General features: G+C 47.7%; 18 protein-coding genes and 1 pseudogene. 3 read left to right on the top strand and 16 right to left on the bottom strand.

Going from position 1 to position 17165, the window contains the following annotated elements; all coding sequences use genetic code 11:
- Positions 1–37 precede the first annotated feature (37 nt).
- The 3 genes and pseudogenes from BN35_RS04225 to BN35_RS04215 form a co-directional block, all read left to right on the top strand.
- The gene (locus BN35_RS04225) at positions 38–679 is read left to right on the top strand and encodes a hypothetical protein (protein WP_007175138.1); all 642 of its coding nucleotides are present in this window, start codon (positions 38–40) and stop codon (positions 677–679) included.
- A gap of 53 nt (positions 680–732) precedes the next feature.
- Positions 733–1794 carry a helix-turn-helix domain-containing protein gene (locus BN35_RS04220; RefSeq protein ID WP_007175137.1) on the top strand — a complete coding sequence of 354 codons (1062 nt, stop codon included), beginning with the start codon at positions 733–735 and terminating at the stop codon, positions 1792–1794.
- Between the two features lie 29 nt (positions 1795–1823).
- Positions 1824–2156, top strand: a pseudogene (locus BN35_RS04215) (site-specific DNA-methyltransferase); the annotation flags it as partial.
- Positions 2157–2191: 35 nt separating this feature from the next.
- On the opposite strand, the gene BN35_RS04210 reads toward BN35_RS04215, so the two are convergent.
- The 16 genes from BN35_RS04210 to BN35_RS04135 all read right to left on the bottom strand — a co-directional run bounded on the left by BN35_RS04210 (position 2192) and on the right by BN35_RS04135 (position 17160).
- Complete coding sequence (locus BN35_RS04210) at positions 2192–2830, bottom strand: TraX family protein (protein ID WP_007175135.1); 639 nt, start codon at positions 2828–2830, stop codon at positions 2192–2194.
- A 1-nt stretch (position 2831) separates the two neighbouring features.
- Positions 2832–5150, bottom strand: a complete 2319-nt coding sequence (locus tag BN35_RS04205) for a type IV secretory system conjugative DNA transfer family protein (protein ID WP_028901162.1) — start codon at positions 5148–5150, stop codon at positions 2832–2834.
- 4 nt (positions 5151–5154) lie between these two features.
- Positions 5155–6090 carry a conjugative transposon protein TraN gene (gene traN / locus BN35_RS04200; RefSeq protein WP_004347476.1) on the bottom strand — a complete coding sequence of 312 codons (936 nt, stop codon included), beginning with the start codon at positions 6088–6090 and terminating at the stop codon, positions 5155–5157.
- A gap of 30 nt (positions 6091–6120) precedes the next feature.
- Positions 6121–7509, bottom strand: coding sequence for a conjugative transposon protein TraM (locus BN35_RS04195; RefSeq protein ID WP_025072514.1), 1389 nt, complete (start codon positions 7507–7509; stop codon positions 6121–6123).
- A 4-nt stretch (positions 7510–7513) separates the two neighbouring features.
- Positions 7514–7990: a hypothetical protein gene (locus BN35_RS04190; protein ID WP_025072515.1), complete on the bottom strand. Its 477-nt coding sequence runs from the start codon at positions 7988–7990 to the stop codon at positions 7514–7516.
- A gap of 4 nt (positions 7991–7994) precedes the next feature.
- Positions 7995–8591 carry a conjugative transposon protein TraK gene (traK, locus tag BN35_RS04185; protein ID WP_025072516.1) on the bottom strand — a complete coding sequence of 199 codons (597 nt, stop codon included), beginning with the start codon at positions 8589–8591 and terminating at the stop codon, positions 7995–7997.
- 17 nt (positions 8592–8608) lie between these two features.
- Positions 8609–9967, bottom strand: a complete 1359-nt coding sequence (locus tag BN35_RS04180; protein ID WP_025072517.1) for a membrane protein — start codon at positions 9965–9967, stop codon at positions 8609–8611.
- 4 nt (positions 9968–9971) lie between these two features.
- Positions 9972–10631: a DUF5045 domain-containing protein gene (locus BN35_RS04175; RefSeq protein ID WP_234396732.1), complete on the bottom strand. Its 660-nt coding sequence runs from the start codon at positions 10629–10631 to the stop codon at positions 9972–9974.
- Positions 10632–10648: 17 nt separating this feature from the next.
- Complete coding sequence (locus tag BN35_RS04170) at positions 10649–11344, bottom strand: hypothetical protein (RefSeq protein WP_028901161.1); 696 nt, start codon at positions 11342–11344, stop codon at positions 10649–10651.
- Positions 11345–11357: 13 nt separating this feature from the next.
- Positions 11358–12086: a hypothetical protein gene (locus BN35_RS04165; protein WP_028901160.1), complete on the bottom strand. Its 729-nt coding sequence runs from the start codon at positions 12084–12086 to the stop codon at positions 11358–11360.
- Positions 12074–14953, bottom strand: coding sequence for a TraG family conjugative transposon ATPase (locus BN35_RS04160; RefSeq protein WP_028901159.1), 2880 nt, complete (start codon positions 14951–14953; stop codon positions 12074–12076). Before BN35_RS04160 ends, BN35_RS04165 begins: the two co-directional genes overlap by 13 nt.
- 5 nt (positions 14954–14958) lie before the next feature.
- Entirely contained in the window at positions 14959–15237 is a 279-nt protein-coding gene (locus tag BN35_RS13020) for a DUF4133 domain-containing protein (protein WP_004342148.1), read from the bottom strand.
- A 61-nt stretch (positions 15238–15298) separates the two neighbouring features.
- A complete protein-coding gene (locus BN35_RS04150; protein ID WP_004347460.1) occupies positions 15299–15661 on the bottom strand; it encodes a DUF4134 domain-containing protein in 363 nt (120 codons plus the stop codon).
- 103 nt (positions 15662–15764) lie between these two features.
- A complete protein-coding gene (locus tag BN35_RS04145; RefSeq protein WP_007175124.1) occupies positions 15765–16145 on the bottom strand; it encodes a hypothetical protein in 381 nt (126 codons plus the stop codon).
- A gap of 12 nt (positions 16146–16157) precedes the next feature.
- The gene (locus tag BN35_RS04140; RefSeq protein WP_007175123.1) at positions 16158–16760 is read right to left on the bottom strand and encodes a hypothetical protein; all 603 of its coding nucleotides are present in this window, start codon (positions 16758–16760) and stop codon (positions 16158–16160) included.
- The gene (locus tag BN35_RS04135) at positions 16753–17160 is read right to left on the bottom strand and encodes a hypothetical protein (RefSeq protein ID WP_007175122.1); all 408 of its coding nucleotides are present in this window, start codon (positions 17158–17160) and stop codon (positions 16753–16755) included. Before BN35_RS04135 ends, BN35_RS04140 begins: the two co-directional genes overlap by 8 nt.
- Between the last annotated feature and the right edge of the window lie 5 nt (positions 17161–17165).

The raw sequence follows: 17165 nt of genomic DNA, 5'->3' as shown, positions 1-17165 counted from the left end.
TACTAACCGAGTCAGATGACTCATAAAATTATTAAGTATGAAGCATAATAATTTCGATGCAAAGGTAAACAATTTACCTGAGAAAGCAAAACGAAAAAGAGTAACTAACCCAGATGAATGCAAATTCGATCTTGGCGATGACATCACCAAGTTGTTTATGGGCTTCCATGAAGCCCTACCCTTGTACCAGCAGGAGTTAGGTTTGACTGCACCCGAAGACAGAGTGAGGACACAAGCTGCTGTTACTCTACAGTCGAAGGTGATGCAGTGCTGGCGTAGACATTTTGGGGACAATGTCAAACGTGGCAAATACGATAGACTCTTTTTGTTTAACAAGGGCTATGTCATTTTGTTTAAGAAGTTGGGTAGAAACGGTATGCCGATGAATATCAAGACCAAGAATTCCACGAGTATTGGAAACCAATATCAGGGGAACCTGTTTGGCCCAGATGAGGATGGAAACTCGCCCATTTTGTTTTTTGGTTATACTACTAACGATTTTGGTGTTATTGTTCATCCACGCATTGTTTACATAGACGAGGAGAAGGTGAAGTGGATCATTGATGAAGAAGGTATTCAAGATAATACGCTTCCCCAATTAGACTTTGCACCGACACCGCCTACAGGTGGAGTCTCTGTAAAGAAAAGTGCAAAGGCCCTTATCAAGAAAGCAGAATAATAGATAGAGACACCTTACTCTTGTCATATACTTTATATTAATAATAAAACGATATGAACATAAGTCCAAAACAACTAACATTTGCAAGGGAATACCGAGGGTACACCCAAAGTGAGCTGGCTTCTCGTATCGTAGGTTTATCCCAATCCAACTTATCTAAATTTGAGAAAGGTATAGAAGTACTCTCTGATGAAGTTTTAAAGAGAATCATAGAATTTTTAGGTTTCCCTGAAGGATTTTACACATTATCTATATCCAATAACGTGGAGAATGCCCACTACAGGCGCAAATCAGGCATGACTAAAAGAACGAAAGAAGATATAGAGAAATCTAACAAGCTGATAGGGTATATTGTAGACCAAATGGCTGATTCTATAGATTTTCCAACTTTTACACTCAAGACAATTGACTTGGAGGATGACTTCACTCCTGAATATGCTGCTCAGTTCACTCGTAGATATATGGGCATTATACAAGGAACGGTCAAAGAAATTTGTACCATGCTCGAACGATATGGTATCATCATTGTGGAACAAACTTACGATAAGGAAAATTTTGACGGCGTGTCCTTCCTTACCGACAAGGGCATACCTGTGATGGTGATCAATCGAGATTTCAGTAATGATCGGAAGCGACTCACCATTGCACACGAGTTAGGGCATATTGTGATGCACCTATCCAGAGAATTTGCCATACCCGAATATCGGGACAAGGAAGACGAAGCTTTCCGATTTGCTTCCGAGTTTTTGATGCCTGAAAAAGAAATCCGCAACTCTCTCTATGGCCTTCGTCTCTCCAGTCTGATGCCTCTTAAGCTACATTGGCTTACATCTATGGCTGCTATTATCAGGCGGGCATGGTCGTTGGGATGTATAGATAAAAATAGATATCAATATCTTAACATTGAGTTGAGCCGACACCATTATAAAAAACATGAGCCGGGTATGGTTTTCTTAGACTTACCTCAAAGTTTCACGCAAGCTTATCAACTCTTCAAGACAGAGTTGGGCTACACAGACTTTGATTTGTCACGAGCTTTCCAATTACCAATAGATGTTATCCAACGTTTTTGTGGAAATGCTCCACAACTAAAAGTAGTATCTTTAAGAAGATAAGAACAGAACTTAAAACATCAAACCAATATATGGACAAATACGAACTGGTGAAGAAGCTGAAAACCCTGCAGGGGCTGACCGACGACGAGAAGGCGGCGCTTATAGGGCTGCTTCGGAGCCACAAGAAATATGGGCTGGTGTGGGAGGACAAGCCCGAGGCCGTGGAGGCGCAACTCGAAGAGAAACTACCTGCGCTTACCGAGGTGAAAGAGCGTGCTATTGTGGGTGACACGGAAACCGAGCATTATCCCAACCACATCCTGATAGAGGGCGACAATCTGCACGCCCTCACCGCCCTCAGCTACACCCATGCTGGGAAAATAGACGTATTCTATATCGACCCGCCCTACAACACGGGTAACATAGTTCTTTCAATTTGCTCAAGTAAGATACAATGTTACTGTAATAATGCTATATGTATGGGGTAATACGTATAGCACAAATACTTCGCATATTGTCCACTAATAAACCCCCTCTGCCCATTATAGCAAAGGATAGCAGCCAATCCCAGCCAAACCCCAATCACATTGTACTGGTACATAAAAAGGGAGGCCAAAAGACATTTCGCTACATTGTGTTTGCGAAACACGTAAAACGTACAAACCAGCAGTATTCCTGAATATTCATAATCGACGTGTAGCCACATAGCGATGCCACAGACTGCAACTATCAAGACGCAACAGGGCAAAAACTTCTTACCAATATTGCTTAACCCCTCTATTGCCACCAGTCCCAACAGCAGGGTGAAGAACACATTATGTGTATTGTCATGATTCAGTAGCCACCACGGAATATCCGACACAAGAGCAAAAATGAAAAGACTCAGCGCATATTTCCTTACGGAACGGGTATGCACATATCCCTCCACCAGCAGAAATGCGAAGATGGGGAAAGCCATCCTACCCACCGTTCGCATGGCATCGTAGGCAATGCTTTTGTCCATCAGATAATAGGCTATGTGGTCTAATGTCATGGACACCAATGCAATTACCTTCAATGCGCTTCCTGACAACCCTTTACCTTGAACGAGGATCATGTCACTTTGTTTTCTTTTCTTTGCCCAATAACTCCGCAATCATCGCATCCACCTCGTCATTGACACGCTTGAAGTTACGCCCCAGCATGATTTCCTTCTCACGGTTGGAGGCAAACTGATAAATCTTTGGCAGGTCGGCATACAGACTTTCCTCCTGTTTGATTTGTTCCATATCAAAGTGGGTCTTACAGAAATACTTCGAGGTCTTGAACTCCTCCGACTTCTCTATGTCAAACCCCTGCATCATGCTGCCCTCCGTAGGTGTGAAGTCACGAGCTGACTGACCAGCGAGCCAACCAGTCGCCATGTCCGCTATCTTAGCAGCAGGGACTAGGAAGTCCAACCGCTCCGAGATAGACGTGGAAACCTTCTGGTCATTGATGGTAATAGACTTGGACGTCTGCTTCGCCTTACCGAACACGTCATTCTGCGCCCATTCAAGCGTTTCCTTGTTGCGGGCGGCACCCATAAAAATGTTACCACAGGTGGTAATAATCTTCTGCATCCCATTCTTGCCATAGTCCGCCTCCAGCTGTGGCAACTCTTGAAAACCAAGCGTCACTGCTACCTTGTTGCTTCGCGCCGTGCCGATCAGTCGGTCAATCTTATGAAAGTACAAGGTTGGCAGCTCATCCACGATGATGGAAACAGGGATATTCCCTCTGCTGTTCACACGGGTCACGAGACGGTTGAGCACCAACGCATTCAGTGCCCCCACAATCTGCTCTTTCTCCGGGTCGTTGGCAATCACGAGATAGGAAGGGCTGGCAGGGTCTGAAATCTTCAGGTCGAAGTCATCCCCCGTAAATATCCAGTAGGCTTCCGGTGAAACCAAGCGAGCTGCATTGACACGGAGCGTACCCACCATACCTTCGAGTTGGTCCATCGCTTTGTTGGTATAAGCCGACTGGAACGGAGCCATGAGCGAGAGTATTTTCTGATCCTGCATCAGGATGTCAAATACGTCACTGTACTGCTTACCTAAGAAGGATAGTACATGTGGCATATCCGAATATTCTCCTGTAATGGTGTCAGGCTCCACTACCTGCCCCTGCTCATCCTCATACCAGGACGAAGCGATATGCACTTTCTGTCCGTTACGGCTGATATAAGTGAAATCATTCAGATCCACGAACATGCCATCCTCATCCACCGACACATCGTGGCTCAGCTCATCCACAAAGTCAAGAATCATGTTACCGTTCTTGTCGACAGCCCGATAGTCATGCCAGTTCTTTGTCATCAGCCTTAGTTTCTTCCCCTTGTATTTGATGTAACGAGTAAGTTTCTTGCCGTCCTTGAACCCCGTCGGATGGAAGTTGACAAAGAAATAGATGATAGCCGAAAGGAAATTGATGGCCGAGTTCTGAAAAAACGCCTCCGAGCCGCCTTTCTTGTCGCCCCCCTTGTTAAGCGATTCAAGCAACGTTGCAGCTGTTTCAGCCGCTGCTGCCAAGTCAGGGATATACTTCCGTTGTATAGGGTTGATACGGTTGGAGTACTCCACATCGGTAAAGTTCACGATGTGGAACCCACAGTTTTCCGGCAACCTGCCCAGCTTCTTGTTTTTGCAGTATTGATAGAACAGCGTCTTTCCCAATGTCGGGAACTTATAGTCATACACCATCATGGCAAAGCCTTTGGCCGCATGCTGACGGATAAATGGGTCGATGATGCCAAACGACTTGCCAGAACCGGGCGTTCCCAGTACAATGGTTCCACGGAACGGATTGATGATGTTAATCCATCCCTTGTGCATGCGTCCCTTGAAATAGTAGATCATCGGGATATTGACAGAATAAGGATTCTCATTCAGTTCCTCCGACTGCTGGAACGACTCATTCTCAAAGTTGAAACGGTCTTCACCCAATTTGTAATTGTAGTAGCGAGAGATACCATCTAACCCCTGATGCAGAAGCATCGTACCGATAATGGAAGTCATGGCGTAGAGCACGCGATTGGTAGGGAAGCCAAATGAAACTCCGCCCCAGACGCCTTTATGAAGCATCATGCAGAGCGCGATGAACGTAATGCCGATGCCGATAGGGTAAAGCACCATTGTCTTGACGTTGAACTTCAACGCCTTCTGTGGACGTGTACCGATGCAGGTCACACCAATACATATCAGTTCGATGAGCTTACACGATGCTACATTGTTGAAAACCTTGAAGCGTGTGATGAGTTCCAGGATAAATCCCGTCACACGGTTGTCCGCCGTGATGGGGAGATTCATGATTAGCTCTACAATCAAGAAAAGGTAGATGCAACTCCTGAACGTGTTGTACATCTGTTGTTGTTCCCTTGTCTCTTCTACTGCCATGATGCTACTTTTGAGAATTAAGAACCGGGAGGAACGCCATTATCTGTTCACCAATGCCGTCGGCATGAAGAATATCCTTATAGTCAATGTTGAGTGTGACGACACGACCAGAAATCTGTTCCTCCGAAATCTCCAGTTTCAGCACCTTTTCTTCAGGAAAGGTCAGCTTGTCGAGTACCAGCACGTTACGATATGCCTTCTTGAAGCTCTTGGCACTGTTCAGGGAATAGACTGGAGTCAGCTCAATTGTCTGCGAATTGGTGGCCTTCAGCTCCTTCTTGTCCGTGAGTTTGATGCGTACCTCACTGATGTCATACTTGATTTTGGTGGCATTGTAGAGTGAATAATCGATGAAGAAATAATCACCGATGCTGAAAATGTTGTTCACTCTTGCCCTAATGCCATACTCATGGGAACGGATATGCTTTTGCGGTTTACTGGCAAAGATAGCCCAGGCGTAGGCTGCCATTTCTTTACGTGGCATCGTCACGTCGGGATTCTCATATCTGCCCATATCCCTGGTCTTGATGCGATAGATGGAGTTGGCTTTCGCTGGTCCGGCAGTATAAACCACGTTGAGTTGTACGATATGCCGCTCACCGATAACGGTAACTGTACCTACCAACTCATTGTCGTACATTCTCCTGGAGGGTTTAATACGCACGATATTGTCCGTACACTGGTTACCTACAATCTTGTTCGTCGAAATGTCCACGAGCTTGATATTCTCTGGCATCAGCAGATGCGTTGTCACCTCTTCGTTGACAAACACCACATCCTTGCGTCTGTTCTCGTCAAAGATGTAGCTGTCCGTGAGCCTTGCGTTGCGGATATATCTCACCGAAACCGAGTCTGCCTCAATGTTCTTATACATTTTCTGTGCCTGAAGGCTGCCACACAATCCCATGAGGGCAACCAAGATAACTAAAAACTGCTTCATATTTTCTAATGTTTGATGAATTGTTGAATGCTACTCAGCATTGGTATTGACCAGATAGACGATGGTGTTGTACTTGATTCGTGCCTTGTTCTTTCTGATATTGGCAGATACGGCAGAGGTTGCTGATTGGTACATGTTCTGTAGGGCCTGCAGAGCCACTGCCTCAGAACTCAGTCCGCCGCCATACCCACCGTCGAAGTTGATATTGCTCTGCAAGGCGTTCGCCTTGGCATCCTTCATCAAGTCACGGAATGCCGATTCCGGCACATAAAAGCCCTCCATGCCGTCATTGTCATAGACGGATAGTCCCACCTTGATGAACTTATCCTTAACCAAGATGCTGGTAATGGAAGCCATGACACGCTGCTGACCGAATCCCGTCACCGTACCGTAGAGATAGGTGCCTTTTTTCAGTTTTGTCCCCTTGAGCGTCACATCATCGAGGAGTTTGAAGCGGAGGCGCGTACCATCGTGTGCTTTGGTCGTCTTGTCTATCATGGCACGGATCAACGGAACCTCCGCCGTAGACTCGGCACTGACGGTGTTGAACTTATCCGCATTACCCTCTATTACCTTCTTGACAATGGCTGGTTTCTCTTTGGGCTTACGATTAGGTGCATTGAAGGACTGTGACACTTTTGATTCTTTGACACTTTCATCCTCATCGCCGATGCCCATGCTCCTCTCCAAGGATTTTTGCCTGGCAAGGCTTCTCTTCTGAATCGCTTCCACCTCCCTTGCATAGTCATCCATCTCCGTTTGTCGGGATCTACGGCCGTAGCTGCTGCCAGAACCGTATCTGGATGCACCGCCGTAATTTCCACCCTCATAGGCATTGATGTGCTTCCGAGACTGTTCCAGTCGTTGTTGCAAGGCTTCCATGTCCTTCTGCCGCTGTGCATTGATAGCATTCTGCCGGTCTATATCGTCCAGCTCATGCTCTTGATAACTGTTGCTGAGCGAGTCCTGCTGTGGCTGGTCCTCACCGATGCCGTTCACTGCCGATGCCGCATCTTCCTCGTTATAACGTTTGTTCATCTCCGCCATCTTGTCCCCCATTTCATCATTGGCTGCTGTGGGCAGCGAAGCGTTGATACTGTCGGTGGCAACGCCCTTCTTGGCATCGTCCTGACCTCCGAACACACCTATCAGCTCATAGCCTAAGAACAAGATGGGCAGGAGAATGGCCAATGGAAAGATATACTTGGGCTGCTTGAAATCGATGCGCCACCAACTCTTGCCCTGTGACAAGGGCTTCACCACTGGAGGTTCTTTCGGACTTGTCTTTTCCCTTTCGTCGGACTCTTCCTTATTTTCGCCCTGCGCTTCTGCATTAGCCTCCGTCCGTGCAGCGTCCGACGGATCATCCTCCTTTCTCAGTCCAGCTTTAAGCAAGAATTTCTTAATCAGTTCTTTCATATCATTAATGTTTTAAGTTTGTCACTATCATTTCGAGCTGCCTATATTTATAGATGATAAGCGTGGAATCCTGATGCGTCTTGATAGGAATACGTACCAAGGAATCCAGTTCCCATTTCAGCCGCTGTCCTCGCAGAGCCAGTTGTCCGATCTCTCGAACCTGTACGTTCTTGCCGTTCTGTATGCTCTGCAGTCCGGCGAACATAGGCTGCACATTCTCTATCTCCCCCACAATATCCTTGCTGGGTTGCGGAGTATAGAGTGACACGACTATCCCCAAGCAGAGCGAACAGACCAGCGCACCGATGGTTATGGCCGCCGTACGCTTCGGGTGTTTCACAGCCCATGCGTTGGCAGCATCTATCCGTTCCCGTATCTTCCATTGCAAAGAGAGCTTCCTTACAAAGGACTCCAGTTTCCCCTTGGTTTCCTGTTCCCATCTGGCCTTGGCCTCTTTCGCACGTTTCATTTTCTTCCTCATACCCTTAGTAGTCTAAATCCTTGTTCTCCAATGTTCTCCAGTTGGTAATCAGCAGACCGTGCGGATTGTTCCTTGTCCGAGGTACATTCTCAATGCTGCCCACCGTAATAAGAGAGCGTTTCATGTCGCGTGAACGACGTTTAATAATCTGCGTACCGTAGTATTTGAACTTTCGAGTGTGTTCGTCCAGCTTGATGGAGTCACAGATGATCATGCACACGGCCGAAGAAGAGACGATGTCCGAGTAAAAACCGTTTTCCTCCATCGCCTGTTTCTGTTTGAGAGCCGTACCGTCCGCCATATAAATGGCTTTGGACAGTGTCCATTTGATATAGTCGTCATCGGGCGGCAGATTGAAGAAATACTGATGGAAGAGCTGGATGTGTGCTTTTGCCTCCATGACAAAATTCGCCTCTTGCTTACTCCTTTCAGCGAGGAAAGGAATGTCGCCATCGAGGACATAAATCTGATTACGCTCTTCCGTTACCAACTTGGCACAGTAGAAGATGCAGCAGGCACAGACCACCGTACTGCCGATGATGGTCAGCAGTACAGTTGTCAGCGCGAGCCTTGTTTTCTGTTCCAAACTTTGTATTAACATATCCTGTCGTTTTTAGTTTATTTTCCTCTGTTATAAGAATCTCTCATGGAGTTGCCCATCTTCGATGCCGCCTTGCCAGCAGAGCTTTCTTTGAACATGTGTTTGGCCTCTTTCGCCACACCTGAGGCAGCGCCTCCCATGACTCCAGCCATAGTAGCCACTCCGCCATCGGAATAGCCACTTGCACCGCTCACAGCTCCTGCCATACCAGCCGCGCCAAGATGCGCCGCACCAGAGACTGCCGCGCCCGCCATTGGTGTAGCCACTGAAGCGATACCCACTCCAGTAGAAGCGGCACTGCCCACAGCTCCGCCCACGGCTCCTGCCACGACAGCTCCAGCTGCACTGCCAGCACTTGAACTCACACCCCCTGGAATTAGCCATGATGCCACTTCAGGGACGAAACGGATGATATAGGCACCCACCAGCATACCCATAGCATACATGCAGTTGGAGCCGATGCCCTGAATGCCCAAAGCGCCTATCTGTCCCCAAGAGTTCACCTGCCCCTGCAGAAGCCTGCCATAGGCATTGAGGTCCTCTCCGAGGTTATACATCAGGATGAAGTCGATATAGTACAGGCACATATAGGTGACAAATCCCCATAGCGACAAGGACAGATATTTGCTGATCCATTGCGACCATGCACTGCTCCATGGCGGTACTATCGAGAGGGCGAACATGATGGGGGCAAATGTGGCCAGTATAGCCATGAAAATACGCTGAGCTACCAAGATGCCATAATACGACATCTGGAATATCAGTTCACCGATGAAACGTATCACGTCGTTTATCCATTCCGACACTTTTGTCTCAGCGGCTACGGTGGCTCGCTGCGCATAGTTGTTGATGGTCGTGCCCAGATTTTCCATGTTGTAGATGAGCTTATCCCACCAATGGGCATCCTCCCCGATGGTCTGTACCTGCTTCGCTGTCTCAATACTGTCCTGCACTTGGCGGAGTCGTTTGAGATAGTCCGACTGCTTCTGTGCTACTTTGAGTTCCAGCGCAGCCACTTCCTTGTTCTTGCTGCTCGCCATCTGTTTGGTGGTCGCCTCCAACGCTTTGCCCGGTCGGGCCAGTTCCTGACAGATCCAAGAACTGTAAGTGATGCAGATGGACAGTCCCACGATGCGGAGAAGTTTCATTACGTCCATCGCCCTACGCCCAAGCATCATCATCCAGCACTCGTAGGAACCCACACAAAGGGCGAGGCACAAGCCTATGACACGGGCGTAGCCCACGGTGTTGCCCAGCACCGCCGACTTCGGAAAAGTCTCCATCGCCACCAGCAGCTTCTCAAGGCTTTGGTCGATAGAGGGCAGTCCCATGGTGAGTAGCTGACTAGCAATATTCATCAAAATATCTGTAACCATAATCTTATCGTTTGTAATAGTTTTGCGCCATGCCTACAAGATGCGCCACGCGACTGACAATTTCCTCCATCTGTTTCTTATATTGTTGGTAGGCTTTCTGCCGTTTGGCGTTTTCAAGTTCATATCCCACACCCGTCTGATGGATATAGGCTATATCCTGGCAAATCATTTCGTTCTGCCGGGTCAGCTCATCGACCTGAAATTTCAGTTTGCCGCTGCTCCTCTGCATACAGAAGAGCAGTCCGTCGGAAATAGAATTCTGCATGCGTTCGAAGTCGGCTTTGAAGGAGGAATAAACCAGATCGACATTCCTGTCAGCGGCACGCGCCACTTCCTCCTTGTAGAGTTCTTCTATCTTCGCACGTTCCTGTTCGGTTTCCTTCATCTTCTGTCGTTGCGTCTCTTCGGCGGTGATACGAGTGGGCATGATGCGTTTCACGCTGGACTTACTTTCCTTAAACCTAACTCTCCAGCCAGATTTGAGAAATCTCCATTGCCAGTAAGCCTCACCGCCGCTATATTTCTTGTGTAATAAGTAATAATACCATGCAGGAGCAAAGTCCCATGGTCCGTTCTCCATTGACTTCCACTGCTTTTCCTTCTGGTCATCGTAGGTCGGATGCTGTGCAAATGTGGACAGGGAAAGATTAAGTAACCCTGTCATGATGAATAGAAATTTTCTCAAATACTGTTCCATTTGTTAATTACTCCTTCTGCTATTTTGTCTGTCACCTCACTGTTGAGGATGTCCCAAATATAATCGTATCTGACCCCGCCGACGGTAATGATGCTACACCAGACGTTGGCACCGTCGATGATACCTCTCATGTTCTCTATGGAAGTCTTCAACTCCATGATAAGGTGAAGCTTCTCGTCCATTGAGGCCTTCATTACATTGACACCGCTGGCGGCAAGTGATGCATAAAGGGCTTTGATGTTTTTGATTTCTCTTGCACAAGCCATATTCGCTTCTGTATAGTACCATGCCACCATCGGTTTCTTGGAGGTATATTGAAAAGTGGAGCGTGTAAACTGGGAGTACTCCTGTATCAGGCGATACATGCTGTTGACTGTCGAACCCAATGCGCTGGCTAAGATGACGTAGGAATAGCCATTATTCAATTTGCTGTCCAAGATCGTTCTGACATCATTGAACTTGGTAGCACCCTTTGTGATGATGCTCTGTTCACCAAAACTCGTTGCCACCTTTGCCAAGGCCTTGTCTTCTTCACCCTTGATGAGTTTATGCAGACTGATAAGGGCTTCAATGGTTAGCGGATCCCTCGGCGTCGGTATAACATCGGCAAAGATGGGAGCTGCTACCATGAAGCACCATAACAACAGCCCATATCTTTTTATATTCCATGCCTTTTTCATAAGCCAAACATTTTTAGACACCCAAGCCGTTCCAGTTATCAATCAACCCGTCAACGGAGTTTTGAGCCGTGATATAGGCAGCCCACGACTCCACGTCAATGGCCATGAGCACATCCCCCCAGTTGTTACCGAATTGGCACATCATCACCATAACCTCCAGCTTATAGTGGATTTCAAGCAGACGACTGTAGATCTTGTTGGCCATCGTCAGCCGCTCATAGCGGTTGAGCAGGTTATATCCGTCGTCCTTGCCGTCATCTTTGGCCGTGCCCAAAGGATTGCGTACCTTGCCGTTGTTTACAATATCCACAAAGTCGTGTACCAGTCCTTGCGTCTCGGACACGAGATTGGTCATCTCATTGAGGCATACCACATAGTTCTTGCCCGGTGACTTGCCGAGCTGTTTCAGCACGATGGGCACATCCTTGAAGATGCTGGCTGTGAGCGAGACGATTTCACCGTAGTATCTGCTTTCTTCCCCAAAACCAGTGATGTTCTGCATGGAGAGTTGGTAAAGTTCCTTGATGCTTGCCATCGTAGCTGTATATTTCATCAGCTTCTCTTGCTTGGTATTGATGGAATCCAGACGCCCGTTGTGCCTGTCCTCTATGAGTTTCTGCGAAGCAGCGTTGGACATAACGGCGGCCGTGGTTTTCTTGTCTATCACCACACGCCAGCCAGCCCGAATGTTCAGCGAGGCAAGGAGCATCGCCAGAACGAAAATTAACCTTAACTTTTCCATAAGCTCATAATGTTTTGATGTTCGTTGACATGCCGCGCGAAATCGAGATATTTGCTTATCCCTGCCTTTCTGCGGTCTTTCTCTATCTCTGTGATGGCCCGTTGGATGTTACCACCATAATGCTTCGTGTAAATCTTGAGGGCTTCCTTTTCCGCCCGTTCCGTGGTGTAGGCCCAGTAACATTCAGGCGGTTCTTCCACACCATACACATCCGATACCTGTCCACGGCATATCCATACCTCCTTGAAGTAATTCCGCCCCTCGTGGTTGTTAAGACTGTTGATGGTGAAGATCTGCTGTCGTTGAACCGCTGTCAGTCCGAGGATAGCCGCGATGTCATCGTACCGATCCTTGAATTTGGCCTGGTCAAGCAGAATTTTCACGTCGCTGTTGTTGATGATAGCCTCCTTGACAATGGGAGAATCAATCACGTCGTTCAGTTCCTGTGTCACTACTCCGGCGATGCCGTGGAACTTACGCACCGTCTTGTAGAGATACTTGATATATTCTGCCATCGTAGGCGAGGCGATAGCTTTCCATGCCTCTTCGATGATGAGAGCTTTTCGGCCTTTCTTGATACGCATCTTCTGGAGAAACACATCCATGATGATGAGCACCACGATAGGGAACAGCACAGGGTCATCTTTGATCTTGTCAATCTCGAAGACAATAAACCGTTCATCGAAGAGTGACTGTTCCAGATCGTTGTTCAGCGTGCACTCCAGCTCGCCACCACGGTAGAACTGTTCGAGAATAGCAGCAAAGTTGTCAATGTCGAAGGCTATCTTCTTTTCGGTCATCAGCTGTGGAATACGTTCCAGCGCATATTCATAGAAAGTGTTGAAGGACAGCTTCCTGACCGTCATCTTACGTCTGCGCTGCTCCATCTTCTCGATTTTCTGTTCGATGCGCATGAGGTAGCTGCCTTCGATAACCTCAGCCATGAGGCGCATGAGTTGACGGTTGGCAGCCACCTTCTCACCCTCCGTCGCAGCCTGGTCATTGACCAGAGCATGCAGCTTTTCTACCTGGCGCTTTGCCTTGATGTGATGCGCAACCTCGGCTTCAGAAAAGATGGTATCTCTGCTTTCTGCATTTACACTTGCAGAAGTGTTTCCCTGATATCCCTCAAAATCTTGATAGTAGCTATGCTCCACCTTCTCACCATACTTCTCATACTCACCGTTCTTTTTATCCTCCAGCAAGAGCCGGTGGCGCAACCTATCTTTTTCTTCTGCGGAAAAACCACGGAAGGGGTGGAAGAAAGCGTCATAATACTCCACGATGACCTGATTGATGATAGCATCTTCAATCTTTGAAGGCATCTCGCTTCCCTTGAAGATGAGGAAGATAAGCGATTTGAGAAAGTTCTTCTTCTCCCCGAAGTTCTGTCGGTATTCCGTCTTCGTAATCTTAAACGGATTCATGGAGATGGGATGCTCTTTGGAGTAGGTGATATAGGTGCCACCGAAGTAGCTGCATATACCCTCGTAGCTATCTCCAGTATCTACCATCACCACATCCGTATTCTGCTCCAGAAGCTGGCGCACCACACTATTCATGTGGAAGCTCTTACCGCTGCCACTGGGTCCGATACAGAAGAAATTAGCATTGTCAGTGTACTTGTGTACTCCCTCCTTACCGGTAATGTCTATCGCCACAGGAAGTCCCTGCCTGTCTGTATAGTAGGTTTTGAGCGGCGTCTCCTCAGAATGTTTCAGATGCTCCTTAAAGCATAGGCAGAGCGCCGCATCCGACAGCGTAAGAAAAAGGTCGTAATCAGGATTGAAGGCATAGCCATTGCCGGGAAAGCTACACGTGAAGAGCTCCAGCTGGTTATATGCCGATCGAGAGGGCATGATGGCACAGTCGTAGAGCTTTGTCTCGATGTACGATGTAACCGGCGTTATCTTGTCGTGCGGACAACTGACGAGGATATTGAAATTGGTATAAACCATCAGTTTGCTATCCACAGCCAGTGTGTCCAACAGTCGTTCTATATCTTCTTTGGCGATGCGGTTCGACGGATCGGGCATGGAGCCGTGGCGCTTCGCTTTGCTTTGCAGCTTGCGCATAAGCCTGCGCTGGGCAGGTATTTGTATGACCTGATTGTAGATGACGCAGTCAGTATAAGGTATCTCCGTTAGGAAAGAGAAGAGGTCGGTGGCAATGTAGGTGCCGTTGATGTTGACCGAAAGGAACGGCCTCACGAAGTTAGGCATATTGATTTCATCTATATCCACCAAGGGAAAAGACTTTACCGTCCGGTCGCCTATCTTCAGGTTCTCATCAGAACACTTGAAATTGGTCATGGAGAATGGACCCTGCTTGAACTGGAATGCCATAAAGCGGTGAAGATACTCGTCTATCTCCGACTTGCTCAGCTTGCGGTGGGCGATACCTTTCTCTTGCAGAATGTCAGCTATCTTGGCTACTTTGACGTGGAAGTCCTCCCATCGTTTGGCGTCGTATTTCACGAAGGCATTGTGCGCACACTCCTGCGTAACGATGAGGAAGGTGCGTATGTCGGTATATTCCCGTCCCTCGAAGTAGTTGAAGTAGCTTTCGGTCAAGAACTCCTGTCCTCCCTCCGGCTCATGGTGATACTCCTGCTTGCAGAAGATGTCCTGTTTTTGTAGGGCATACCCCTCACCGAGTGTCTTTATAATGTTGGCCAGTACGTCCTGGAAGAGGCAATATAGGTCAGCATCGGTACAATATTGCTGCACGGGATTCTCAATCTCGAAGAGTACGGACGGATTTCCCTTCTGGGACCAGAGCACCGTATTGAGCAGTTTCCCGTCCTTATCCCTGATGTCCTGCAACTGGGAGAAAAGTTTATCGAAAGGTTTTCTTTGCTGTACCATAACCGTTAGTGTTTGAAAATCCCATGATAGATGTAAATACCCTTATTCCGATGCTTGGCGTGAAGCCCATTGCGCTGCCGTATGTAGATGGTGGCCAGTCCGACAAGGGCAAGAACAATCATGGCAATAAAGCCAGCCAGCTTGCCCAGGATGATGGAAAAAAGGATGAAACCGAGAAAGGATACACCGATGGCAATGGCGGCAAAGGTTAGGAAACGCCCTCTGATGCCCATGAACTCCAACGGTTTCTGTATGCCTTTGTATATAGGAAAGAAATCTTCCATAAAACTTTGAAATTTGGTAGGAGCCAGACGCTTGGTTGCAGGTCCGGCTCCCACCGATTGATTACTTGAAGAAGAGCGGAAGAGCTTCCGACATGGCGATGAAAGCCACACAGCCACCGATGGTGAGCATGATAGTCTTTTTCACGTCCTGGTCGCCGTTCTGCATCTTGAAATACACATTGAACGCTCCTACTAACACGATGACGGCTGCGATGGCCTTCATCAGGTTGGAAACTGGGGTCTGGTACGAAGAGATTTCCGTGGTAGCTTTGGAAAATCCGCCAGCACCCTTGCTGTTGGCCAGCATTGTTCCAGTACTCATGGCGAACATTCCCACGCTTACTGCTAATTTCAAAGACTGACACTTCGCAAAACTCCAAGCACGTCCCACGCATTTTACTGCTTGTTTTCTCAATTGCGACATAATCGAATGGATTAAATTTGAAATTCAATTCCATGTTAAAGCCGAAAGTCAAACAAGTTAAAGTGCTAGGTCAGAAATATTAAAGATAAAAGGTTGGTATGTTTTATGGAGAAAGGTCTCCTCTTTCGGGATCAAACTCCTTCCATTTGGCAAGCAAGCTGCCCAGTTCGCTGTTCTCACCGTCTTTCGACAGGTCTTCCACCTTGACCAGCAGGTTGTTTACTTCAATACCGCCAGTCATCAAGAGCTCTGCTGTCTGCTTCCGTTTCAGGGCAGCCGTCTTCTGTTTCTTGATGATGGGGCGAGTGATAAGGATAGGCGTAAATTCCCTTACTTCATCGGAGATGTCAATGGCTTCCTCCTGTACCTTATCGTCTTCGCTGGTAGCACGCTTTCTGTTTGCCAGCAGGTCGTAGGCCACCGTACCCAAGTAATAGCAGAGGTAGCAAGCCACAATAAAACCAAGGAATATTTGAAAACTCATACGCAATTGGCATTAAGTGAACGATGGACATTGAACCGGCATGGCAAGATAGACACTCATTGGCTGAAACTGCAATCCCAGCTTCTGCCCATTGCTCTCACGGATCGGTCTGCGCTTCAGCTGTTCATTATAATATAAGGTGTTATGGCCAGGAATGGCCAGATAGCCATACGATTTCAGGATGCTCTTCAAGACTACACGTTTCTTGTTGCCCACCACCTTGATGTTTGTTTTTTGTGGTAGTCCGAACAACACGCGGGCCTTCTCCCGTTTGATGATGCTCTTCCTGCTGCGCGACCGTATCTGTCGGATTTCGTCTGCCGTTCTTTCAAGGTGGTACTTCTTAACGATTCGTGAAACCGACCTAGTAGATATACCTGTAAACTGTGCTATCTCACTATGAGAGTGATTGTTATATAACTGCCTGACCGTGTCAGCCGCCGCCATCGCCTTGGTGACAGGACGTTTACGCAAGCCCAACTCATGCAACTTCCGCCGTAGGCAGCTCAGAGAAATACCCAAATGTCCAGCTAAAGCGGTATTGTTCATCTTCTTGTGGTGGTCGATAAGGAAATCCACCATTGATACGGTCCAGATAATATTTTGCCTATACATGACTTTGAAGGTTATTGACAATATAATCGTTACTGCGTAGAAACTCTTTGAGGTAGTCACTGTTGGTGCCGATAAAGGCACGGAGGGCGGCATTGATGATGTCGGTAACCGACATGTTGTTGATATTGCAGAGCTTCAGCAGCTCCACTACCTCGTTGTCTATCTCGTAGTTCTTGCGGTCGTACTTCTTGACACGGTAGCCGTATTGTTGTGCATACTGCTGGAAGAGCTGCCAACTGTCATCAGACTTGTGGATGTTGGGCTGCGCTGTTTTGGGTGCAGTTTGCGAGGGTTGTGGAACAGATGGTCCTTTCACCTCATTAAACACCCCGTCTATATCGGGCAGGTTGAGCAGGTCGTTGGTAGGCAGCGTCTGCGAATGGGAAATGTCTACTTTCATTTTGG

Source organism: Hoylesella timonensis 4401737 = DSM 22865 = JCM 15640, assembly GCF_000455445.1.
GTDB classification, from domain to species: Bacteria; Bacteroidota; Bacteroidia; order Bacteroidales; family Bacteroidaceae; genus Prevotella; species Prevotella timonensis.
Note: the sequence above shows the minus strand (reverse complement) of the source record. Positions and strands in the feature narration are given on the sequence as shown.

Bases quoted from the DNA above. Each gene is read 5' to 3' on its own strand.
- BN35_RS04225 (WP_007175138.1), top strand. From the start codon at position 38: ATGAAGCATAATAATTTCGATGCAAAGGTAAACAATTTACCTGAGAAA.
- BN35_RS04220 (WP_007175137.1), top strand. From the start codon at position 733: ATGAACATAAGTCCAAAACAACTAACATTTGCAAGGGAATACCGAGGG.
- BN35_RS04210 (WP_007175135.1), bottom strand. From the start codon at position 2,830: ATGATCCTCGTTCAAGGTAAAGGGTTGTCAGGAAGCGCATTGAAGGTA.
- BN35_RS04205 (WP_028901162.1), bottom strand. From the start codon at position 5,150: ATGGCAGTAGAAGAGACAAGGGAACAACAACAGATGTACAACACGTTC.
- traN (WP_004347476.1), bottom strand. From the start codon at position 6,090: ATGAAGCAGTTTTTAGTTATCTTGGTTGCCCTCATGGGATTGTGTGGC.
- BN35_RS04195 (WP_025072514.1), bottom strand. From the start codon at position 7,509: ATGAAAGAACTGATTAAGAAATTCTTGCTTAAAGCTGGACTGAGAAAG.
- BN35_RS04190 (WP_025072515.1), bottom strand. From the start codon at position 7,990: ATGAGGAAGAAAATGAAACGTGCGAAAGAGGCCAAGGCCAGATGGGAA.
- traK (WP_025072516.1), bottom strand. From the start codon at position 8,591: ATGTTAATACAAAGTTTGGAACAGAAAACAAGGCTCGCGCTGACAACT.
- BN35_RS04180 (WP_025072517.1), bottom strand. From the start codon at position 9,967: ATGGTTACAGATATTTTGATGAATATTGCTAGTCAGCTACTCACCATG.
- BN35_RS04175 (WP_234396732.1), bottom strand. From the start codon at position 10,631: ATGACAGGGTTACTTAATCTTTCCCTGTCCACATTTGCACAGCATCCG.
- BN35_RS04170 (WP_028901161.1), bottom strand. From the start codon at position 11,344: ATGAAAAAGGCATGGAATATAAAAAGATATGGGCTGTTGTTATGGTGC.
- BN35_RS04165 (WP_028901160.1), bottom strand. From the start codon at position 12,086: ATGGAAAAGTTAAGGTTAATTTTCGTTCTGGCGATGCTCCTTGCCTCG.
- BN35_RS04160 (WP_028901159.1), bottom strand. From the start codon at position 14,953: ATGGTACAGCAAAGAAAACCTTTCGATAAACTTTTCTCCCAGTTGCAG.
- BN35_RS13020 (WP_004342148.1), bottom strand. From the start codon at position 15,237: ATGGAAGATTTCTTTCCTATATACAAAGGCATACAGAAACCGTTGGAG.
- BN35_RS04150 (WP_004347460.1), bottom strand. From the start codon at position 15,661: ATGTCGCAATTGAGAAAACAAGCAGTAAAATGCGTGGGACGTGCTTGG.
- BN35_RS04145 (WP_007175124.1), bottom strand. From the start codon at position 16,145: ATGAGTTTTCAAATATTCCTTGGTTTTATTGTGGCTTGCTACCTCTGC.
- BN35_RS04140 (WP_007175123.1), bottom strand. From the start codon at position 16,760: ATGTATAGGCAAAATATTATCTGGACCGTATCAATGGTGGATTTCCTT.
- BN35_RS04135 (WP_007175122.1), bottom strand. From the start codon at position 17,160: ATGAAAGTAGACATTTCCCATTCGCAGACGCTGCCTACCAACGACCTG.